At 70.5% G+C, this 16,190-nt stretch carries 16 protein-coding genes and 1 tRNA gene; 6 read left to right on the top strand and 11 right to left on the bottom strand.

All coding sequences use genetic code 11. The features are described 5' to 3' along the window. Positions 1 to 7: 7 nt before the first annotated feature. Both EVS81_RS00340 and EVS81_RS00335 read left to right on the top strand, forming a co-directional pair. Positions 8 to 1,243: a beta-ketoacyl-[acyl-carrier-protein] synthase family protein gene (locus EVS81_RS00340; protein ID WP_130108631.1), complete on the top strand. Its 1,236-nt coding sequence runs from the start codon at positions 8 to 10 to the stop codon at positions 1,241 to 1,243. An 83-nt stretch (positions 1,244 to 1,326) separates the two neighbouring features. Then, on the top strand, positions 1,327 to 2,115 hold the full coding sequence (locus tag EVS81_RS00335) for a glutamine amidotransferase (protein ID WP_130108630.1): 789 nt from the start codon (positions 1,327 to 1,329) through the stop codon (positions 2,113 to 2,115). 102 nt (positions 2,116 to 2,217) lie between these two features. Here the strand turns inward: EVS81_RS00335 and EVS81_RS00330 are convergent, their stop codons facing one another. The 3 genes from EVS81_RS00330 to EVS81_RS00320 all read right to left on the bottom strand — a co-directional run bounded on the left by EVS81_RS00330 (position 2,218) and on the right by EVS81_RS00320 (position 4,736). Next, a complete protein-coding gene (locus EVS81_RS00330) occupies positions 2,218 to 2,706 on the bottom strand; it encodes a Dps family protein (RefSeq protein ID WP_130108629.1) in 489 nt (162 codons plus the stop codon). Positions 2,707 to 2,874: 168 nt separating this feature from the next. Further along, complete coding sequence (gene hemQ, locus EVS81_RS00325) at positions 2,875 to 3,624, bottom strand: hydrogen peroxide-dependent heme synthase (protein ID WP_205879357.1); 750 nt, start codon at positions 3,622 to 3,624, stop codon at positions 2,875 to 2,877. Further along, complete coding sequence (locus tag EVS81_RS00320) at positions 3,624 to 4,736, bottom strand: ferrochelatase (RefSeq protein ID WP_130108628.1); 1,113 nt, start codon at positions 4,734 to 4,736, stop codon at positions 3,624 to 3,626. Before EVS81_RS00320 ends, hemQ begins: the two co-directional genes overlap by 1 nt. A gap of 183 nt (positions 4,737 to 4,919) precedes the next feature. On the opposite strand from EVS81_RS00320, the gene EVS81_RS00315 reads away from it, so the two are divergent. Beyond that, positions 4,920 to 5,681, top strand: a complete 762-nt coding sequence (locus tag EVS81_RS00315; protein ID WP_130108627.1) for a FadR/GntR family transcriptional regulator — start codon at positions 4,920 to 4,922, stop codon at positions 5,679 to 5,681. A gap of 18 nt (positions 5,682 to 5,699) precedes the next feature. On the opposite strand, the gene EVS81_RS00310 is transcribed toward EVS81_RS00315, so the two are convergent. Then, complete coding sequence (locus EVS81_RS00310; protein WP_130108626.1) at positions 5,700 to 6,191, bottom strand: glutathione peroxidase; 492 nt, start codon at positions 6,189 to 6,191, stop codon at positions 5,700 to 5,702. Positions 6,192 to 6,411: 220 nt separating this feature from the next. Here EVS81_RS00310 and EVS81_RS00305 point away from each other — a divergent pair. Beyond that, positions 6,412 to 6,488: transfer RNA gene (locus EVS81_RS00305), tRNA-Ile, on the top strand. Between the two features lie 65 nt (positions 6,489 to 6,553). Here EVS81_RS00305 and EVS81_RS00300 read toward each other — a convergent pair. After that, positions 6,554 to 8,917 carry an arylsulfatase gene (locus EVS81_RS00300; protein WP_205879356.1) on the bottom strand — a complete coding sequence of 788 codons (2,364 nt, stop codon included), beginning with the start codon at positions 8,915 to 8,917 and terminating at the stop codon, positions 6,554 to 6,556. 398 nt (positions 8,918 to 9,315) lie between these two features. Here EVS81_RS00300 and EVS81_RS00295 point away from each other — a divergent pair, with 398 nt between their 5' ends. Continuing rightward, positions 9,316 to 9,855 (top strand): YaeQ family protein, encoded by a 540-nt coding sequence (locus EVS81_RS00295; RefSeq protein ID WP_130108624.1) that lies wholly within the window; start codon positions 9,316 to 9,318, stop codon positions 9,853 to 9,855. A gap of 24 nt (positions 9,856 to 9,879) precedes the next feature. Here EVS81_RS00295 and EVS81_RS00290 read toward each other — a convergent pair whose 3' ends face one another. Further along, the gene (locus EVS81_RS00290; RefSeq protein WP_130108623.1) at positions 9,880 to 10,431 is read right to left on the bottom strand and encodes a DUF308 domain-containing protein; all 552 of its coding nucleotides are present in this window, start codon (positions 10,429 to 10,431) and stop codon (positions 9,880 to 9,882) included. Positions 10,432 to 10,560: 129 nt separating this feature from the next. Here EVS81_RS00290 and EVS81_RS00285 point away from each other — a divergent pair, with 129 nt between their 5' ends. Then, the gene (locus tag EVS81_RS00285) at positions 10,561 to 11,274 is read left to right on the top strand and encodes a DNA-3-methyladenine glycosylase (RefSeq protein WP_130108622.1); all 714 of its coding nucleotides are present in this window, start codon (positions 10,561 to 10,563) and stop codon (positions 11,272 to 11,274) included. Here EVS81_RS00285 and EVS81_RS00280 read toward each other — a convergent pair. Genes EVS81_RS00280 through EVS81_RS00260 form a run of 5 tightly spaced genes read right to left on the bottom strand, consistent with a single transcriptional unit; the run spans position 11,234 to position 16,151 of the window. Further along, positions 11,234 to 12,151, bottom strand: coding sequence for a siderophore-interacting protein (locus EVS81_RS00280; protein ID WP_420813293.1), 918 nt, complete (start codon positions 12,149 to 12,151; stop codon positions 11,234 to 11,236). The two genes, EVS81_RS00285 and EVS81_RS00280, sit on opposite strands and share 41 nt — an antisense overlap. Next, on the bottom strand, positions 12,099 to 13,025 hold the full coding sequence (locus EVS81_RS00275) for an ABC transporter ATP-binding protein (RefSeq protein WP_130108621.1): 927 nt from the start codon (positions 13,023 to 13,025) through the stop codon (positions 12,099 to 12,101). The genes EVS81_RS00280 and EVS81_RS00275 overlap by 53 nt, the downstream gene beginning before the upstream one ends. Continuing rightward, positions 13,022 to 14,047, bottom strand: a complete 1,026-nt coding sequence (locus EVS81_RS00270; RefSeq protein ID WP_240739896.1) for a FecCD family ABC transporter permease — start codon at positions 14,045 to 14,047, stop codon at positions 13,022 to 13,024. Before EVS81_RS00270 ends, EVS81_RS00275 begins: the two co-directional genes overlap by 4 nt. Further along, on the bottom strand, positions 14,044 to 15,120 hold the full coding sequence (locus EVS81_RS00265; protein ID WP_420813243.1) for a FecCD family ABC transporter permease: 1,077 nt from the start codon (positions 15,118 to 15,120) through the stop codon (positions 14,044 to 14,046). The genes EVS81_RS00270 and EVS81_RS00265 overlap by 4 nt, the downstream gene beginning before the upstream one ends. Beyond that, positions 15,117 to 16,151 (bottom strand): ABC transporter substrate-binding protein, encoded by a 1,035-nt coding sequence (locus EVS81_RS00260; RefSeq protein ID WP_240739895.1) that lies wholly within the window; start codon positions 16,149 to 16,151, stop codon positions 15,117 to 15,119. Before EVS81_RS00260 ends, EVS81_RS00265 begins: the two co-directional genes overlap by 4 nt. Between the last annotated feature and the right edge of the window lie 39 nt (positions 16,152 to 16,190).

The raw sequence follows: 16,190 nt of genomic DNA, 5'->3' as shown, positions 1-16,190 counted from the left end.
AGCACACATGACCAAGAAGATTGTCGTCACCGGTATCGGCGCGTCCTCTCCAATCGGCGGCACCGCCCCCGAGAGCTGGGACGCCCTCCTGCGGGGCGAGTCCGGAGCCCGGGCCCTCGACTACGAGTGGGTCGAGCAGTACGACCTTCCGGTGCGCTTCGCCGCCGAGGCGAAGGTGCGCCCGTCCGAGGTGCTGGAACGTCCGGTCGCCAAGCGGCTCGACCCGTCGAGCCAGTTCGCCCTCATCGCGGCCCAGGAGGCGTTCGCCGACGCGGGCAGCCCCGACGTCGACTCGGAGCGTCTCGGGGTCGACTGGGCCACGGGCATCGGTGGCCTCTGGTCGCTGCTCGACGCGTGGGACACGCTGCGCGAGAAGGGGCCGAGGCGCGTCATGCCGCTCACGGTTCCCATGCTCATGCCGAACGCGCCCGCCGCAGCGGTGTCCATGCACTTCGAGGCGCGCGCATACGCGCGCACGGTAGCCTCGGCCTGCGCGTCGAGCACCGAGTCGCTCGTCAACGCCTACGAGCATCTCCAGGCGGGTCTCGCCGATGTCGTCGTGGCCGGCGGTTCGGAATCGACCATCCACCCCATCACGCTCGCCGCCTTCTCGTCGATGCAGGCGCTCTCGAAGCGCAACGACGACCCGGCCAACGCCTCGCGGCCCTACGATACGGCGCGAGACGGCTTCGTCATGGGCGAGGGCGCCGCGGCGCTCGTGCTCGAGACGGAGGAGCACGCGCTCGCGCGCGGCGCGAAGATCTACGCCGAGATCGCGGGCGGCGGCGTCACTGCTGACTCCTACCACATCACGGCGCCCGAGCCGGAGGGCAAGGGCGCGAGCCGCGCCGTGCGGCTCGCGCTCGAGGCCGCCGGCGCCACGCCGGACGAGGTCACCCACATCAACGCGCACGCCACCTCGACGCCTGTCGGCGACATCGCCGAGTACACGGCGCTGCACCGCGTCTTCGGCGACCGGGTGCGCGAGATCCCGGTCTCGGCCACCAAGGCGTCCACGGGGCACCTGCTCGGCGGAACCGGCGCGTTGGAGGCCGTGTTCGCGGTGCTGGCCGTGCAGCATCGGCTCGCGCCGCCCACGATCAATCTCGCCGAGCAGGATCCCGAGATCCCGCTCGCCGTCTCGACCGAGGCGCAGCCCCTCGGCGATGGCCCGCAGCTGGCCATCTCCAACTCCTTCGGCTTCGGGGGCCATAACGCCGTCGTCGCGATTCGCTCGGTCTAGGCGCCCGTCGTGCTCCGGCGCGATCGGCGTCATACTTCGATACCCGGGCACGGGAACGGCTGCACGGAGGTACGGTAGATCCCATGAAGCCGTTCCTGCTCATCACGACCCGCGGAGAGGACGTCGAGGCTGCCGATGAGCACGCCGCGTACTGCCGACTCACGGGTCTCCTCCCCGAGGAGCTCGAGTGGCGCCGCATCGATCGCGGGCCGCTCGGAGCGATCGACTTCGCACGCTACTCGGGGATCATCCTCGCCGGCAGCCCCTTCACGGTGAGCGAGCCGGCCGAGCGCAAGTCCGCCACCGAACTGCGCGTCGAGAGCGAGCTCGCTCGGCTGCTCGACGAGGTGGTGCGGCACGACTTCCCGTTCCTGGGCGTGTGCTACGGCATCGGCACGATCGGCGCGCACCAGGGTGCTCGGGTGGATCGCACCTACGGCGAGACCTCGCAGGCGGTCCGCATTCGGCTCACGCCGGCCGGGATCGAGGATCCGCTGTTCGCCCAGCTGCCGGCCGAGTTCGACGCCTTCGTCGGTCACAAGGAGGCGATCGCCGAGGTGCCGTCGAGCATCATCGTGCTCGCGAGCTCACCCAGCTGTCCGGTCCAGGCGTTCCGCGTGGGGCGCAACGTCTACGCCACGCAGTTCCACCCCGAGCTCGACACCGCGTCGTTCAGCTCCCGCGTGCGCGCGTACGCGGATCACGGGTACTTCGATCCCGCCGAGGTCGACGCGATCATCGCTCGCGTCGAGCGCGCCGACGTGCGCGCCTCGCATATGGTGCTCGGCCGCTTCATCGAGGAGTATGTCGATTCTCGGTCCCCGGCGCCACTCGCACCGGCACCCTTCGACGACGCGCTCTCCGCCGCCTGAAACAGATCGGCGCGGGCGTGGTCCCCCGTACTCCGGGTGACTCGCGCCCGCGCCGATCGCGACTTCGCACTGGTGGCAGGCCGCGCAGGAGCAGACCGAAGACTACTCCGCGTAGTGGGAGAAGAGGAACCAGCGGTCCTTATCCAGCTGCTGCGCGAGCGCGATCACGATGTCCTGGCTGACGAGGTCGACGTCGTCGAGCCCCTTCACCGCCGCGTAGACGGTCTCGAGCGTGGCGTCGAGCTGCGCGACGATCTCGCGGACGGTCACGTCGGACTGCTGGAAGCCGTCGCTGAGCTCGGGTGTCGTGGTGCGCGCCGCAACGGTCCCGATGCGTGCGTCGACCGGCAGCCCGAGAGCCACGATCCGCTCGGCGACCTCGTCGGCCCCGTCCTGGGCGTGCGTGACGACCTCGTCGAGGAACTCGTGCACACCCATGAAGTTCTCTCCGCGCACGTGCCAGTGGGCCTGCTTGCCGTTGACGGCCAGCGCGACGAGGTCGTGCACGACCGGGCTCAGGTACTGCGCCACACCCGTGGGGCGATGCAGGTCGCCCTGGGCCGCGGGAACGGTAATCTGCTTGGTAGCCATCGAGTGGAACCCCTTTCGTGTACGTGAACTGATATCTTCAACCGTACGCCGATTCTCACGAACCGCAAGCAAGGCTAGCCTGCGCTTATCGCGATCGTTTTCCCTGGTCAGGGGCCATAAATCCCCCTGGCGGCATGTGATCGGGCTGTGAGTCCGGCGCAACAGCGCTCAGCCTGCGGCGCGCGCGAGCAGCTGCTGCGGGTCGCGGCGCGGGCCGGTGAAGAACGGCGTCTCCTCGATCACGTGGCGCCGCGCGCCCGTCGCGCGCAGCTCGCGCATCAGATCGACGATGCGCAGCAGATCATCCGCTTCGAACGCCAGCAGCCACTCGTAGTCGCCCAGGGCGAACGCCGCCACCGTGTTGGCGAGCACGTCGCCGTAGTCCTTGGCCGCCGCGCCGTGCTCGCGGAGCAGCTCGCGCCGCTCCGCGTCGGGCAGCAGATACCACTCGCGCCCGCGCACGAAGGGGTACACGCAGACGTACCCCCGCGGCTCGTCGCCCGCGAGGAACGCCGGCACGTGGCCCCGGTTGAACTCCGCGGCACGGTGCACGCCGATGCTCGACCATACCGGCGCCAAGCGTCCGCTCCCCCAGTCGAGCACAGCGCGGTAGGCGCACTGCAGGGCCTCCGGATTCGGCGCGTGCCACCAGACCAGCACATCGGCGTCGGCCCGATAGCCGGACACGTCGTACCAGCCGCGGGTTACGAGGCCGTCGATGGCTTCGAGCTCGCCGAGCAGACCGCGGACGATCCCCGGCCAGGCCGGCGAGATCCCGACTCCGGCCGATCCGCGCTCCACCCGGTAGACGGCGTACATCGTGTAGTTGACCCCGGCATTGATCGCCGCAGCGACGTCTCGATGATCCACCCGAGCCGCTGCAGCGGCGCCGATCTCGCGCTCCCCCGCCGGCCGCATCAGTCGTCGCTCCCGGCGATGACCGGGAACCCGGTCACCTCGCCGTGGCGCATGCGGCAGCTCCCGGCTGGAGCCTCATCGGGGAACGCGCCCAGCGAGCCGGTCACCCGGGCCTGGGCCGACTCGCCGCGCTCCCTCCGCGAGCGTTCGACGATCATGTCGACGAGGCCGCCCACGAACGACGAGCGCACTCCGACGGTGCCCGCGCGCACCGCCTGCACGCCGTGCTCGGCGGCCGTCTCGAGCGCCTCGACATCCAGATCGAAGGCCACCTCCATGTGATCCGAGATGAAGCCGATCGGGGCGATGACGATCTTGCGCACCCCCCGGGTGGCGAGCGCCTCGATGTGGTCGTTGACGTCGGGCTCGAGCCAGGGAATCCGCGGATCCCCGGAGCGCGAGCAGTACGCCAGCGACGATTCGGGCCGCACGCCGAGCCGCTCCTCGAGCGCCGTGTCGATCGTGGCGCGCACGTCCTCGTGCTGCTCGCGGTACCCCGGGCCGGTCACGGCGGAAGCCTGCTGCATGGTGTCGGGTATCGAGTGCGTGACGTAGACGACGTGCGCCCCCGCGAGGCCGCCGTCGAGCCCGGCGGCCGCCTCCTCGATGGCCTCGATGTTCGCCGTCACGAAGCCGGGGTCGTTGAAGAAGGGGCGGAGGATGTCGATGCTCGGAGCCGATTCGCCGAGCTCGTCGATCGCGGCCGCGAGGTGCTCGCGATACTGGCGACTGCCGGAGTAGGAGGCATACGCGCTCGTCACCAGGGCGAGGATGCGGTGCGCGCCGAACGCGCCGGCATCGCGCAGCGTGTCGACCGTGTAGGGATGCCAGTTGCGGTTGCCCCAGATCACGGGCAGATCGATCCCGCGGGCGCCGAGCTCGCTGCGCAGCGCCTCGACCAGAGCAAGGTTCTGCTCGTTGATCGGGCTGCGACCGCCGAAGTGGTGGTAGTGCTCGCCGACCTCGGCGAGGCGCTCCTCGGGGATGCCCTTGCCGCGCGTCACGTTGCGCAGGAAGGGGACGATGTCATCGGTGCCGTTCGGCCCGCCGAATGAGCAGAGCAGGAGGGCGTCGTACGGTGCGGGATCGCTCGCTGGCGCGTTTTCGGTCATGACGTGCACCGTATCATTTCCGCGCCTGTAGATCTGATGTATAACATCTGATCTGCCGGTCCGGCTTGTCCGGCAGGGTGCGCGGTTCCGGATGTGCGCGATGCGGCGGCACGGGATCGGCGCCGTGCCGCTCAGGCTGGCTATAGTTGATGCAGGTTTCACCCACATCCTCAGAGGTCTCTTATGACAACCCCGACGCGCGGCTCCCAGAAGGCTCGCGACACCCTCGACTTCCTGCGCGGCAAGATCGCCAGCAGCGAGTGGGGCGTCGGCGACCTCATCCCGAAGGAGCCGGAGCTGATGGAGCTCATCGGCGTGGGCAAGTCGACGGTGCGCGAGGCGGTGCGGTCGCTGGCCGCCTTCGGCATGCTCGAGACGGTTCCCGGCGTCGGCACCTTTGTGCGCTCCCGCACTCCGGTGAGCACGATCCTCACCGAGTTCCTCGCCGACCACGATCTGGAGGAGGTGCTCGTCTATCGGCGCTCCCTCGAGATCGAGGCCGCCCAGCACGCCGCGATCAATCGCACCGAGGAGCATCTCGAGCGTCTCCGCGCGGCGCACCGTCGGGCGCAGGAGGCGCCGCACGAGCCCGTCGACACCTGCGACCAGAGCACCGTGCCCGGCTCGTTCCACCTGCTCGTCGTCGAGGCGAGCGGCAGCAAGCTGCTGCTGGATCTCTACGTGGGCGTGCTGTCCGTGCTGCAGCGCGCGAGCACCGAGGGCCGTGTGATCCTCGGCACGACGCTCGAGACGATGCGCCGCGATCACGGCGCGGTGCTCGAGGCGATCGAGGCGCGCGACGTGCGCAGTGCGGCGCACTCGATGGCCCTGCACGTCGACCGCGATCTCGGACTGCGCACCGACATGCTCGAGTTCAATCCGCGCACCGAACGGGCGACGTCGCTCATCGATGCCGGGTACGACCCCGACGCCGCATCGGCCTGATCCCCCGCACCGACCCGGCTACGCCGCGGCCGGCAGCCACGACTCCAGCTGTTCGATCACCTCGGGCGCGTCCGGCACCGTGCGCGGGCGGAACCGCGCGACATCCCCCTCGGGCGAGATCAGGAACTTCTCGAAGTTCCAGGTGACGCGGCCGGCGGTGCCCTCGGCATCGGGAATCGTGGTGAGGGCCTGGTAGAGCGGATGGGCGCGCTTGCCGTTCACCCGAGTCCTCTCGAGCATGGGGAACGTGACGCCCCACGTCGTCGAGCAGTACTCCGAGATCTTCTCGGAGGAGGACAGCTCCTGCAGGAACTGGTTGCTCGGCACGCCGATGACGGTGAAGCCGCGCTCCCCGTAGATCTTCTGGAGCTGCTCGAGCTGCTCGTACTGCGGTGCCAGACCGCAGCGGGACGCGACATTCACCACCAGCGCCACTTTGCCGCCGGCGAGCGCCCCGAAGGTGGTCGTCTCGCCGCTGAGCGTCGTGAGAGGTATGCTGCCGAGTTCCATGAGTGCGCCCTCGCCCTCCGTCGTGTCGTCGAACCGTCACTCTCCTGCAACGCGAGATCCCGGGGTGCGTATTCCCGCCGTAGGGTCGACCGCCCGAGGTGGATCCGTCGTTTGCGGGCGCGCAAGGTGCGCTTTCGCACATCCACCGGGCGCCCCGCGATCGTAAGGAGCGGCGCAACTCATGACGCCGAACTCAGAGATAGGATGGAACGGTTGCCAGGGGGCGTTAGCTCAGTCGGTTAGAGCACTGGACTCATAATCCATCGGTCGCGGGTTCAAGTCCCGCACGCCCTACCAGTTCTCGCAGGGATCGCGCGGTACTCGGCCGGAGAAGATACGCGGCGGTGCGTGCCGGGGCTCGTTCAGTCGAGCTGCGTTGCGAGCTTCAGCCGTTCGTGGCCCGTGACCGGAGTGACGTCCGGGAAGTCGAAGGTCACGCCGTGGATCTTCCCACTGAAGGGGAAGAGCCCGCGATCGGCGTAGTCATTGCAGACCGGCGAGACGCAGTCCATGCCGACATCCATCGTCTCGGTTCCGCAGCGCATCGGGATCTGCTCGGGCAGATGCAGCTCGCCTGCGGCAGCGCCGTCGATCGACATCGTGACGTCGGCCGGCGCGCCGGGACGGGGCTCGCGAGGCGTGATCGCGACGGTGATCGTGTGTCGGCCGGGCGTGAGTCGCTCCGCCGACGTCAGGTCGTAGCGGCGGATGCCGAAGAAGTTGTAGTGGAACCGTGCGTGCCCTTCCCAGCCGAACAGCGACCACCCCGCCGCGTCCCCGCCGACGGCGAAGACCACGCCCTCGGCACCGGCGTCCGGGACATCGATCTCGGCCGTGAGCGTGAGGGGCACACTGACCATCTTGGGGCCGCTGCCCTCTGGGAGGCGTGTCATGCCCTCCCGGAAGGTGACGGTGCCGCGCCCGGCGAAGAAGCTCGGTCGCAGCGTGACGTCGAGCCGCTCCGCGAACCGATCGTCGAGCGGGAGGACGTTGTAGCGAGCCGCCTCCGCCATGAACATGTCCTGGAGCTCGCGCAGGCGAGCAGGGTGCTGCTCGGCGACGTCGTCGGCCTGGCTGAAATCGTTCGTGATGTCGTACAGCTCCCAGACATCGTCGTCCCAGCTGTACGACCCGGCGGTCTCCCAGGGGAGTCGCCCGTGGCGGCAGGATGCGATCCAGCCGTCCGCGTACATTGCACGATTACCCATCATCTCGAAGTACTGCCGGGTATGCCGACTCGGCGCATCCGCCGCATCCGACGCGAACGTGTACCCGAAACTGGTCCCCTCGATCGGCTTCTGGATGTACCCGTTGACCTCGGTCGGATGGGCGACGCCGACGATGTCGAGCAGCGTCGGCATCACGTCGATCACGTGGTGGAACTGCGACCGGATGCTGCCGGTGTCGGTGATGCGTTCCGGCCAGGAGACGATCATGCTGTTGCGGGTGCCGCCGAAGTGCGAGGCGACCTGCTTCGTCCACTGGAACGGCGTGTCCCCCGCATGCGCCCAACCGACCGCGTAGTGCGGCGACGTTCCGGGCAGGCCCCACCTCTCTGTGAAATCGATCGCTTCATCGATCGACGGCTGGCGTCCGTTGAGACTCATCAGTTCGTTCGGCGTTCCGACCAGCGACCCCTCGCCGCTCGAGCCGTTGTCACCGATGATGTAGATCACGATGGTGTTCTCGAGTTCCCCCAGCTCATCGATCGCATCCACCACGCGCCCGACCTCGTGGTCTGCGTGCTCGAGGAAGTCGGCGAAGTTCTCTGCCTGACGCGCGAACAGCTCCCGGTGCGCGGCCGGCTGGCTGTCCCAGGACGGGATCTGGTCGGGGCGCTCGGTCAGTTTCGTCCCCGGAGGGATGATGCCCGCGTCCAGCTGGTTCTGGTGCACGACGCGGCGGTACTCGTCCCAACCCATGTCGAAGCGCCCGACGTTGCGTCCGCGCCAGTCCAGCGGCGGTTGGTGAGGCGCGTGTGCCGCGCCGGCGGAGAAGTACGCCAAGAACGGGCGGTCGGGCGCGATCGCCTTCTGCGTGCCGATCCACGAGATCGCCTTGTCGGCGAGGTCGCGGGTGAGCTGATATCCATCCTCGGGCCGGGCAGGGGGCTCGACGGCCTGGGTGCCCTCGTACAGCGAGGGGGAGAACTGATCCGTCTCACCGGAGATGAATCCGTAGAAGTAGTCGAATCCCTGGTTCGTCGGCCAGTTCTCGAACGGGCCGGCGGGGCTGGTCTGGTTGTCCGGCACGTTGTGGTTCTTTCCGAACCAGGCCGAGGTGTACCCCGCGTGCTTCAGCAGCTCGGCGAATGTCGCCGTGCCCTTCGGGATGATCCCGCTGTAGCCGGGGTACCCGGTCGCCATCTCCTGGATCACGCCCGTCGACACGGTGTGGTGATTGCGCCCGGTGAGCAGGGCCGCACGTGTCGGCGAGCACAGGGCCGTCGTGTGGAACTGGTTGTAGAACAGGCCTCGTCCGGCGAGACGCTCTGCCGTGGGCATCCGCACCAGCCCTCCGTTCACGCTCGGCCAGCCGAATCCCACGTCGTCCAGCAGTACGAGGAGAATGTTGGGCGACCCGGCCGCCGCCTCCTTCACCGGCGGGAAGTCCGGCTCGGAATCGACCGCGTAGGTGCGGATCCGGGCCGACGGATACGCCCATTCAGGCTCCGGAAGATGATTTCGATCGACATGAACCGGGAACTCATCACTAGCGCTACTCACGGCAACCTCCTCGATATGTATCGACAGTCTCCTTGCGCTGGACCCACTGCGCCGCGCCGCTCACCCATTTGAGGTGAAGCGGGAACACCGAAGTCGCGACGCCCGGCTGAGCCATCGCCGCTGGACGCCGTCCCGTCCCACCCGGGGCGCCGCGACGTGCACGAGGCGCTACGCTGGACACGCGAGCGACCGCCCGTCGGCCGCGTCGCCACGCAGAGAGCGCGACCGCCGGAGCGCAGACGACCACACCGAGGAGGTGACGCCGCCATGACCGCGAGTTCGATCCCCGAGTACATCGCGGGGTACGAGGGTGCGCCGCACGGCGCCTCCTGACACATCCCCACCACGCAGTACGTCTGCACCCGCACCCGCACCCGCACCCCGGAGGGTTGAACACCATGGCGATCGGCTCGACGATGCACGTCCTCGAGGTCGAGCTGTCCGATGTGGACCGCGGCGTCTACGAGAGCTTCACGATGCGCGTGGCGCGCCATCCGTCCGAGACGGACGCGTTCATGATGACGCGCATCCTCGCCTACTGCTTGGAGTACGAGGCGGGGATCCTGTTCGGCGGCGGTGTCTCCACCGCCGATGAACCCGCGGTGCTCGTGCGCGACCTCACGGGTGCGATGACGGCGTGGATCGAGGTCGGTGCACCGGACGCCGCGCGGGTGCACGCCGGCAGCAAGCTCGCGCACCGGGCCGCCGTCTACACGCATCGAGACCCCGAGAAGGTGCTCGCCCTCTGGACGGGGAAGACCATCCATCGTGCCGAGCAGCTCGTGCTGCGCAGCTTCGACTCGGGGTTCGTCGACGCCGCGGTCGCGGCCCTCGGGCGGCGCAGCGCGCTGACCGTGTCGGTGACGGAGGGAGAGCTCTACCTGGTGCTCAACGGAACCGCGCTGAGCAGTTCGGTGCACGAGCACCGGATCGGGTAGCCCTGCCGCATCCGTGCTGCGCTCCTACATCACGATCGTGGTGGTGCTCGCGTTCACGCGGCGCAACCGCGTGGCCGCCGAGACGATGAGCGCGCCGATGAGGATCAGGCAGAGCCCGCCGACCACGGCGACGATCGAGAGCGCCAGCGCGGGTAGCACGAGGGCGGTGACGCCCCCGACCAGCATGAGGGCGCCCGGCAGGATCGCGAGCGCGCGGCGTCCGGGAAGTCGGGCGGCGACCGCGATCCAGATCGCGCCGAGCACGATGAGTCCCGCACCGACGAAGCTGACGAGCGCGGCCACCGTGACCTCCGAGAACACGATGGCGAGCACGCCCGCGACGAGCAGGAGCAGTCCGCCGAGCACGGCCGGCGCCGAGCCGCGAGTCAGCAGCGCCAGTCCGTTCGCGGCGAGTGCAGCGCCGAAGAGGATCGCCAGCGCCCAGCTTCCCGCGAAGAACGGCCAGACCAGGAAGCCGACACCGACGAGCGCGATGAGCACCCCCGTGATGAGCAGGGTCCACCAGGGGAATCGGCGCGTCGTCGTGACGCGGTAGGGAACGGGCTGCTGGCTCACGGGAGACCTCCTCCGGCCGGTCAGGGCCTCGTCTTCAGGGTACGGCACCCCGCCGTGCCCGCGCCCCGTGATCGCCGACGGCGTAGCCCTCCGCCTCCCGACGGGAGCGGTGCCTGGGAGAATGGGATCATGACGCGCGAGCTCTTCCTCTCCCCCGCGCTGGAGGTGGCCCCGCGGCTGCTCGAGGCGCTGCTCACCGTCGCGGCGCCGGAGGGGGACGTCACGATCCGCATCACCGAGGTCGAGGCCTATCACGGGGTGGGCACCGACGGCCCGTACGATGCCGGTTCCCACGCGAAGGACCGCCGCACCGAGCGCAACGCCTCGATGTTCGGACCGCCCGGCCACGCCTACGTCTACTTCAGCTACGGCATGCACTTCGCGCTCAACATGGTCTGCTCACCCGAAGGAGCCGCTTCCGGAGTCCTGATCCGGGCGGGCGAGGTGGTCTCCGGCGCCGGGCTGGCGCACGAGCGGCGCTCGGCGAAACGCGGCGCGCCGATCGACGCACGCATGCTGGCGCGGGGCCCGGGCAATCTGGCCGCGGCTCTCGGGGTGCGCCGCGATACCCACGACGGGCGCGACCTCTTCGCGCCGCCCTTCGCGCTGCGGCTGCCCGACGAGACGGAGCGTCGCCCGCGCGGCGACGTCATGAACGGGCCTCGCGTGGGGGTGGCCGGTGAGGCGGGCGGCCCCGCGTTTCCGTGGCGGTTCTGGATCGCGGGCGACCCCACGGTCTCCGCGTTCCGCCCGGGACGCGGTGCGCAGCCCTTCATCGCGGAGCGCCACCCTGCATCGCGGCTCAGCCCTTCATCGCGACGCCGCGACGCCAGTAGCCCATGAAGGCGACCTGCGAGCGGGCGATGCCGAGCTCGCGTACGAGGTGGCGTCGCACGCTCGTCACCACGCCGCTCTCGCCGGCGATCCAGAAGTAGCGCTCGTGACGGCCGGGATCCTGCCCGATCTCCTCCCCCAGGCCCGAGTACTGCGGGGTCTCCCAGAGCAGCTGCTCGGCGCCCTGTCCGCCGGAGGCGGCACCGTTCTCGGCGTCCGTTGCCCCAGGCCCACCGGCTCGCGGAGGATCCCCCAGGTGCTCCAGGACTGCCGGGATGAGCTCCGCCCCGTGCAGCGCTGCGCCGCGCGGCAGCCAGCGCACCTCCACCCCCGCAGGCGCGTCGACCGGCAGGCGGTCCGCCGCCAACGGCACCTCGATGAATGCGATCCCGCGCGCCTCCGCGGGCAGCTCCTCGAGGATCCGGGCGATCGCGGGGGCAGCGGTCTCGTCGCCGGCGAGCAGCACGCTCGCCGCGGCGCCCGGCTCGAACTCGATCCCGCCGCCGTCGAGACGCCCGCGGCGAGGGGCGATGAGCAGCAGCTCGTCGCCGACCGCCGCGCGGCTCGCCCAGAGCGACGCGGGCCCGGTGGCCCCGGGCTCGAGGTGCAGCACGAAGTCGACGACGAGGCGGGTCTCCCCGCTCTGCTCGACCTGCAGCTCGCGAATCGAGTAGGTGCGCATCGATCCCCTCGCCTCCTCCGGGATCGCGAGCCAGGCCGCGTACCAGTCGGGGGCGTCGGCGAGCTGCGGGAGCGCCCCGGATTCGGGCGGGAAGATCAGCTTGATGCGCTGGTCGAGCGTGCGCCCCGGGTTGCCGATCCCGCGCAGCGGCTCACCGCCGAAGGTCGCCCGCACGAACGTCGGGGAGATCCGCTCCACCCCCACCACCTTGGCCCGCGCCACCGCGAAGGGGCTCTGCGCCACGTGCTCCGGGTTCGCCGGTCGCTTCTGCTGGGTTGCTGACATGATGCCTTCCGATCGGGATGACGAGTGGGGTGCCTGCGACGGGATCCGGGATCACCCGGCAGTCGAGCGCGAACACCTCGCGCACGAGCGACGGATCGAGCACCGCCGTCGGGGCTCCCGCCGCGTAGATGCTCCCCTCGCGCACCGCGACGAGCACGTCGGCGTAGCGCGCGGCGAGGTTGAGGTCGTGCAGCACCATCACGATCGTGGTGCCGCGCTGCCGATTGAGCTCCCGGAGCAGGTCGAGCACCTCGAGCTGATGCGTGACGTCGAGGTAGGTGGTCGGCTCGTCGAGCAGCAGCACCTCGGTCTCCTGCGCGAGCGCCATGGCGATCCACACGCGCTGGCGCTGCCCGCCCGAGAGCTCGTCGACGGCGCGATCGGCGAGTGCTCCGGTTCCTGTGGCGTCGAGCGAGGCGGCGACCGCCTCGGAGTCGCGGGCGTTCCAGCGGCCCATCGCCCGCTGATGCGGGTGCCTGCCGCGCCCCACGAGGTCAGCCACCGTGATGCCCTCGGGGGCGATGGGATTCTGCGGCAGCAGGCCGAGCACACGCGCGAGCTCCTTCGTCGACCGTGTGTGGATGGCCCGACCGTCGAGCGTCACCGCGCCCGCCTGCGGCTTGAGCAGTCGCGCGCAGCCGCGCAGCAGCGTCGACTTGCCGCAGCCGTTGGGTCCGACGATCGCCGTGATCCGTCCGGGTTCGAAGGCCAGGTCGAGACCGTCGAGGATGCGACGGTCGCCGTAGGCGATACTGAGCCCCTCGGCCGTGAGCTGGTGCGGGGAAGCGGTCATGAGGTCTGTCCTGTGCGGTTCATGCGGATGAGGAGGAGGATCAGGTAGGGCGCTCCCAGCACCCCCGTGACGACGCCGACGGGGTAGCGCTCGCCGAGCAGGTTCTGCCCGACGAGATCGGCGAGCAGCACGAGCAGCGCGCCCGTGAGCCCCGCGGGGAGGAGGATCGACGAGCCCGGCCCTGCGAGACGGGCGGCGATCGGGCCGGCCATGAACGCCACGAACATGATGGGCCCGCTCCCGGCGGTCGCGAAGGCGAGCAGCGCGACTGCGGCGATGATCAGCACGAGGCGCGCGCGCCCCACGGACACCCCGAGCGCGGTCGCTGCGTCCGAGCCGAATCGCAGCAGTTCGAGCGAGCGGGCGCCGAGCAGCAGCACGGGCAGCAGGGCGGCCGTCGCGAGCGCGAGCGGCGCGAGCTGCTCCCAGCTGGCGCCGCTGAGGCTGCCGGTGAGCCACTGCATCGCCCGCTGGATGTCCCACTCCGCCGCGCGGGCGAGCATGTAGGAGGTGATGCTCTGCAGCATCGACGCGAGGCCGATGCCGATGAGGATGAAGCGCGTGCCCGCGAATCCTCCCCGGTTCGACAGCAGGAAGATCGCCCCGGCCGTGGCGAGCGCCCCCGCGAGCGCGAAGACGGAGGTGGCCGAGTCGTTCACGCCGAGCACGATGATGCCGAACACCGCGGCGGCCCCGGCCCCGGAGCTCACGCCGAGGATGTCGGGCGACGCGAGCGGGTTTCCGAGCATCGTCTGGAAGGTGGCGCCCGCGATCCCGAAGGCGAAGCCCGCGAGCACGGCGAGCGTCGCGCGCGGCAACCGGAGCTCCCCCACGGTGAAGGCCGCTCCGGGCACCGGCTCGCCGAGCAGCACCGGGATCACCTCGTCGAGACCGTAGACGGTGCGGCCGACCATGAGCGTGGCGACGAAGGCGACCAGCACGGCGACCGCGAGACCGGAGAGCGCGAGCGCACGGCGGCGCGACCGCTGCCGCCTCCCCGTCGCGATCAGCGTCGCGCTCACAGCTCGCGCACCCTCTGTCGGCGCACGATCCAGATGAGGAACGGCGCGCCGAGGAAGGCGGTGACCACACCCACCTCGACCTCCTCGGGACGCGCGATCACCCGGCCGAGCACGTCGGCGCCGAGCAGCAGCACCGCGCCCGCGAGCGCCGAGCACGGGATCAGCCAGCGGTGGTCGGGCCCGATGAGCGTGCGGCAGAGGTGCGGCACGAGCAGCCCGACGAAGCCGATGGGGCCGGCGACCGCGGTGGCCGCCCCGCAGAGGATGACCGCTCCGCAGGCCGCGAGTGCGCGGGTGCGCATCACGTGCTCGCCGAGCCCGGCGGCCAGGGAGTCGCCCAGCGCGAGCGAGTTCATGCCCCGGGCGGTCCACACGCAGATCAGCGCACCGACCGCGAGGAACGGCAGCGCGACGGCGATGCTCTCCCAGGTGGCCCCGCCCACGCTGCCGACGCGCCAGAATTGGAACGTGCGCAGCAGGTCGACGCGGGGCAGCATGATCGCGTTGGTGAGCGAGATGAACGCCGCGGCGCTCGCCGCGCCCGCGAGCGCGAGCTTGTACGGGGTCGGCCCGCCGCTGCCGAGCGAGCCGACCGTGTAGACGAAGACGGCCGCGAACGCCGCACCGGCGATCGCGATGCCCATCAGCGCGAAGGGCCGGTGCGCGCCGAGGAAGCTGATGCTCGCGACCACTGCGAGCGCGGCGCCGCTCGACACGCCCATGATGCCCGGCTCGGCCAGCGGGTTGCGGGTGACCGCCTGCATGGCGGTGCCCGCCACCGCGAGCGCGGCGCCCACGAGCACCGCGAGCACGGTGCGCGGCAGGCGCTTGAGCACCGCGCCCTCGCCGACGGTCTCGGACGAGCCCTGCAGCGCGCCGACGATCTCGCCGAGACCGACGGTGCGCGCGCCGATCACCACGGAGGCGACGCAGAGCAGCAGCACGATCGCGACGAGTGCCAGCAGCCAGCCCGTGCGCCGGGCCGCGCTGCGTCGCAGCGCCTCGAGTGCCGGCGCCTCGGCGCCCGGTGCCCCGGGCGCCGCAGCCCCGGGCGCCGCCGCAGTCAGGGTCACTCCCCGCTCTGACCCGAGGTCGCGGCCGCGAGCAGCGCGAAGTAGTCGTCGATGCCCCAGCCGATGGAGAGCGGCGAGGGGTTCGCCGAGGCCGCGAGCGGCGTCGCGTCCTCGAGAATGGCGATCCGCCCCTCGGCCACCGCGGGGATCTTCGAGAGCAGCGGGTCGGCCTGGATCTGCGCGACGAACGCACCCTCGGCGTCGCCGTAGGTGACGACGACGTCCACGTCGTCGAAGCGGTCGGCGACGTCGGAGCTGAGCTCGACGTAGAACTCCTCGGTCTTCGCGCTCTCCTCCTCGACGATCGCCGGCTGCGGCAGGCCCAGACCGGCGAGGAAGCCGGGACGGGTGTCGTGCACGGTGTAGAAGCCGATCGTGGAGAGGTCGGAGGGGTTCAAATAGGCGAAGAGCAGCTTCTTGCCCTCGAGCTCGGGGTGCGCGGCGAGCGACTCATCGATCTGCGCGTGCAGATCCGCGGTGAGCGCCTCGCCCTGCTGCTGCATGCCGAGCGCCGTCGCGTTGAGCGCGATCATGTCCTCCATCGAGGTGCCCCAGGGGGTCTCGGGGTACGCGACCACCGGGGCGATCTTCGACAGTGTGCGGTAGTCCTCCTCGGTGAGCCCCGAGTAGGCGGCGAGGATCACGTCGGGCTCGGTGTCGGCGACGGCCTCGAAATCGATGCCGTCGGTCTCGTCGAAGAGCACCGGGGGCTCGGCGTCGAGCTCCTCGAGCCGGTCCTCGACCCAGGGCAGCACCCCGTCGCCGTCGTCGTCGCCCCACGTCGCCTTGCTCATGCCGACCGGCACCACGCCGAGGGCGAGGGGCACCTCGTGGTTGGCCCAGGCCACCGTCGCCACGCGTTCGGGCTGCTCCGCGATCGTGGTCGTGCCGTAGACGTGCTCGATCTCGATCGGGAAGCCCTCGCCAGACCCTCTCGCGACTGCTGCCGTCGGGGTCTCCGTCGAGCATGATGCGAGGCCGGCGGCGAGGGTGAGGGCGGCTGCGCCGCAGAGAAGACGTGAGATGCGCACGAGCGCTCCCTTCCGATGGGACGTCGAGCCGGAGGCCCG

This window comes from Leucobacter triazinivorans (genome assembly GCF_004208635.1).
Lineage (GTDB): Bacteria > Actinomycetota > Actinomycetes > Actinomycetales > Microbacteriaceae > Leucobacter > Leucobacter triazinivorans.
The sequence above is the reverse complement of the archived record's forward strand: the minus strand, read 5'-3'. Positions and strand labels throughout refer to the sequence as shown.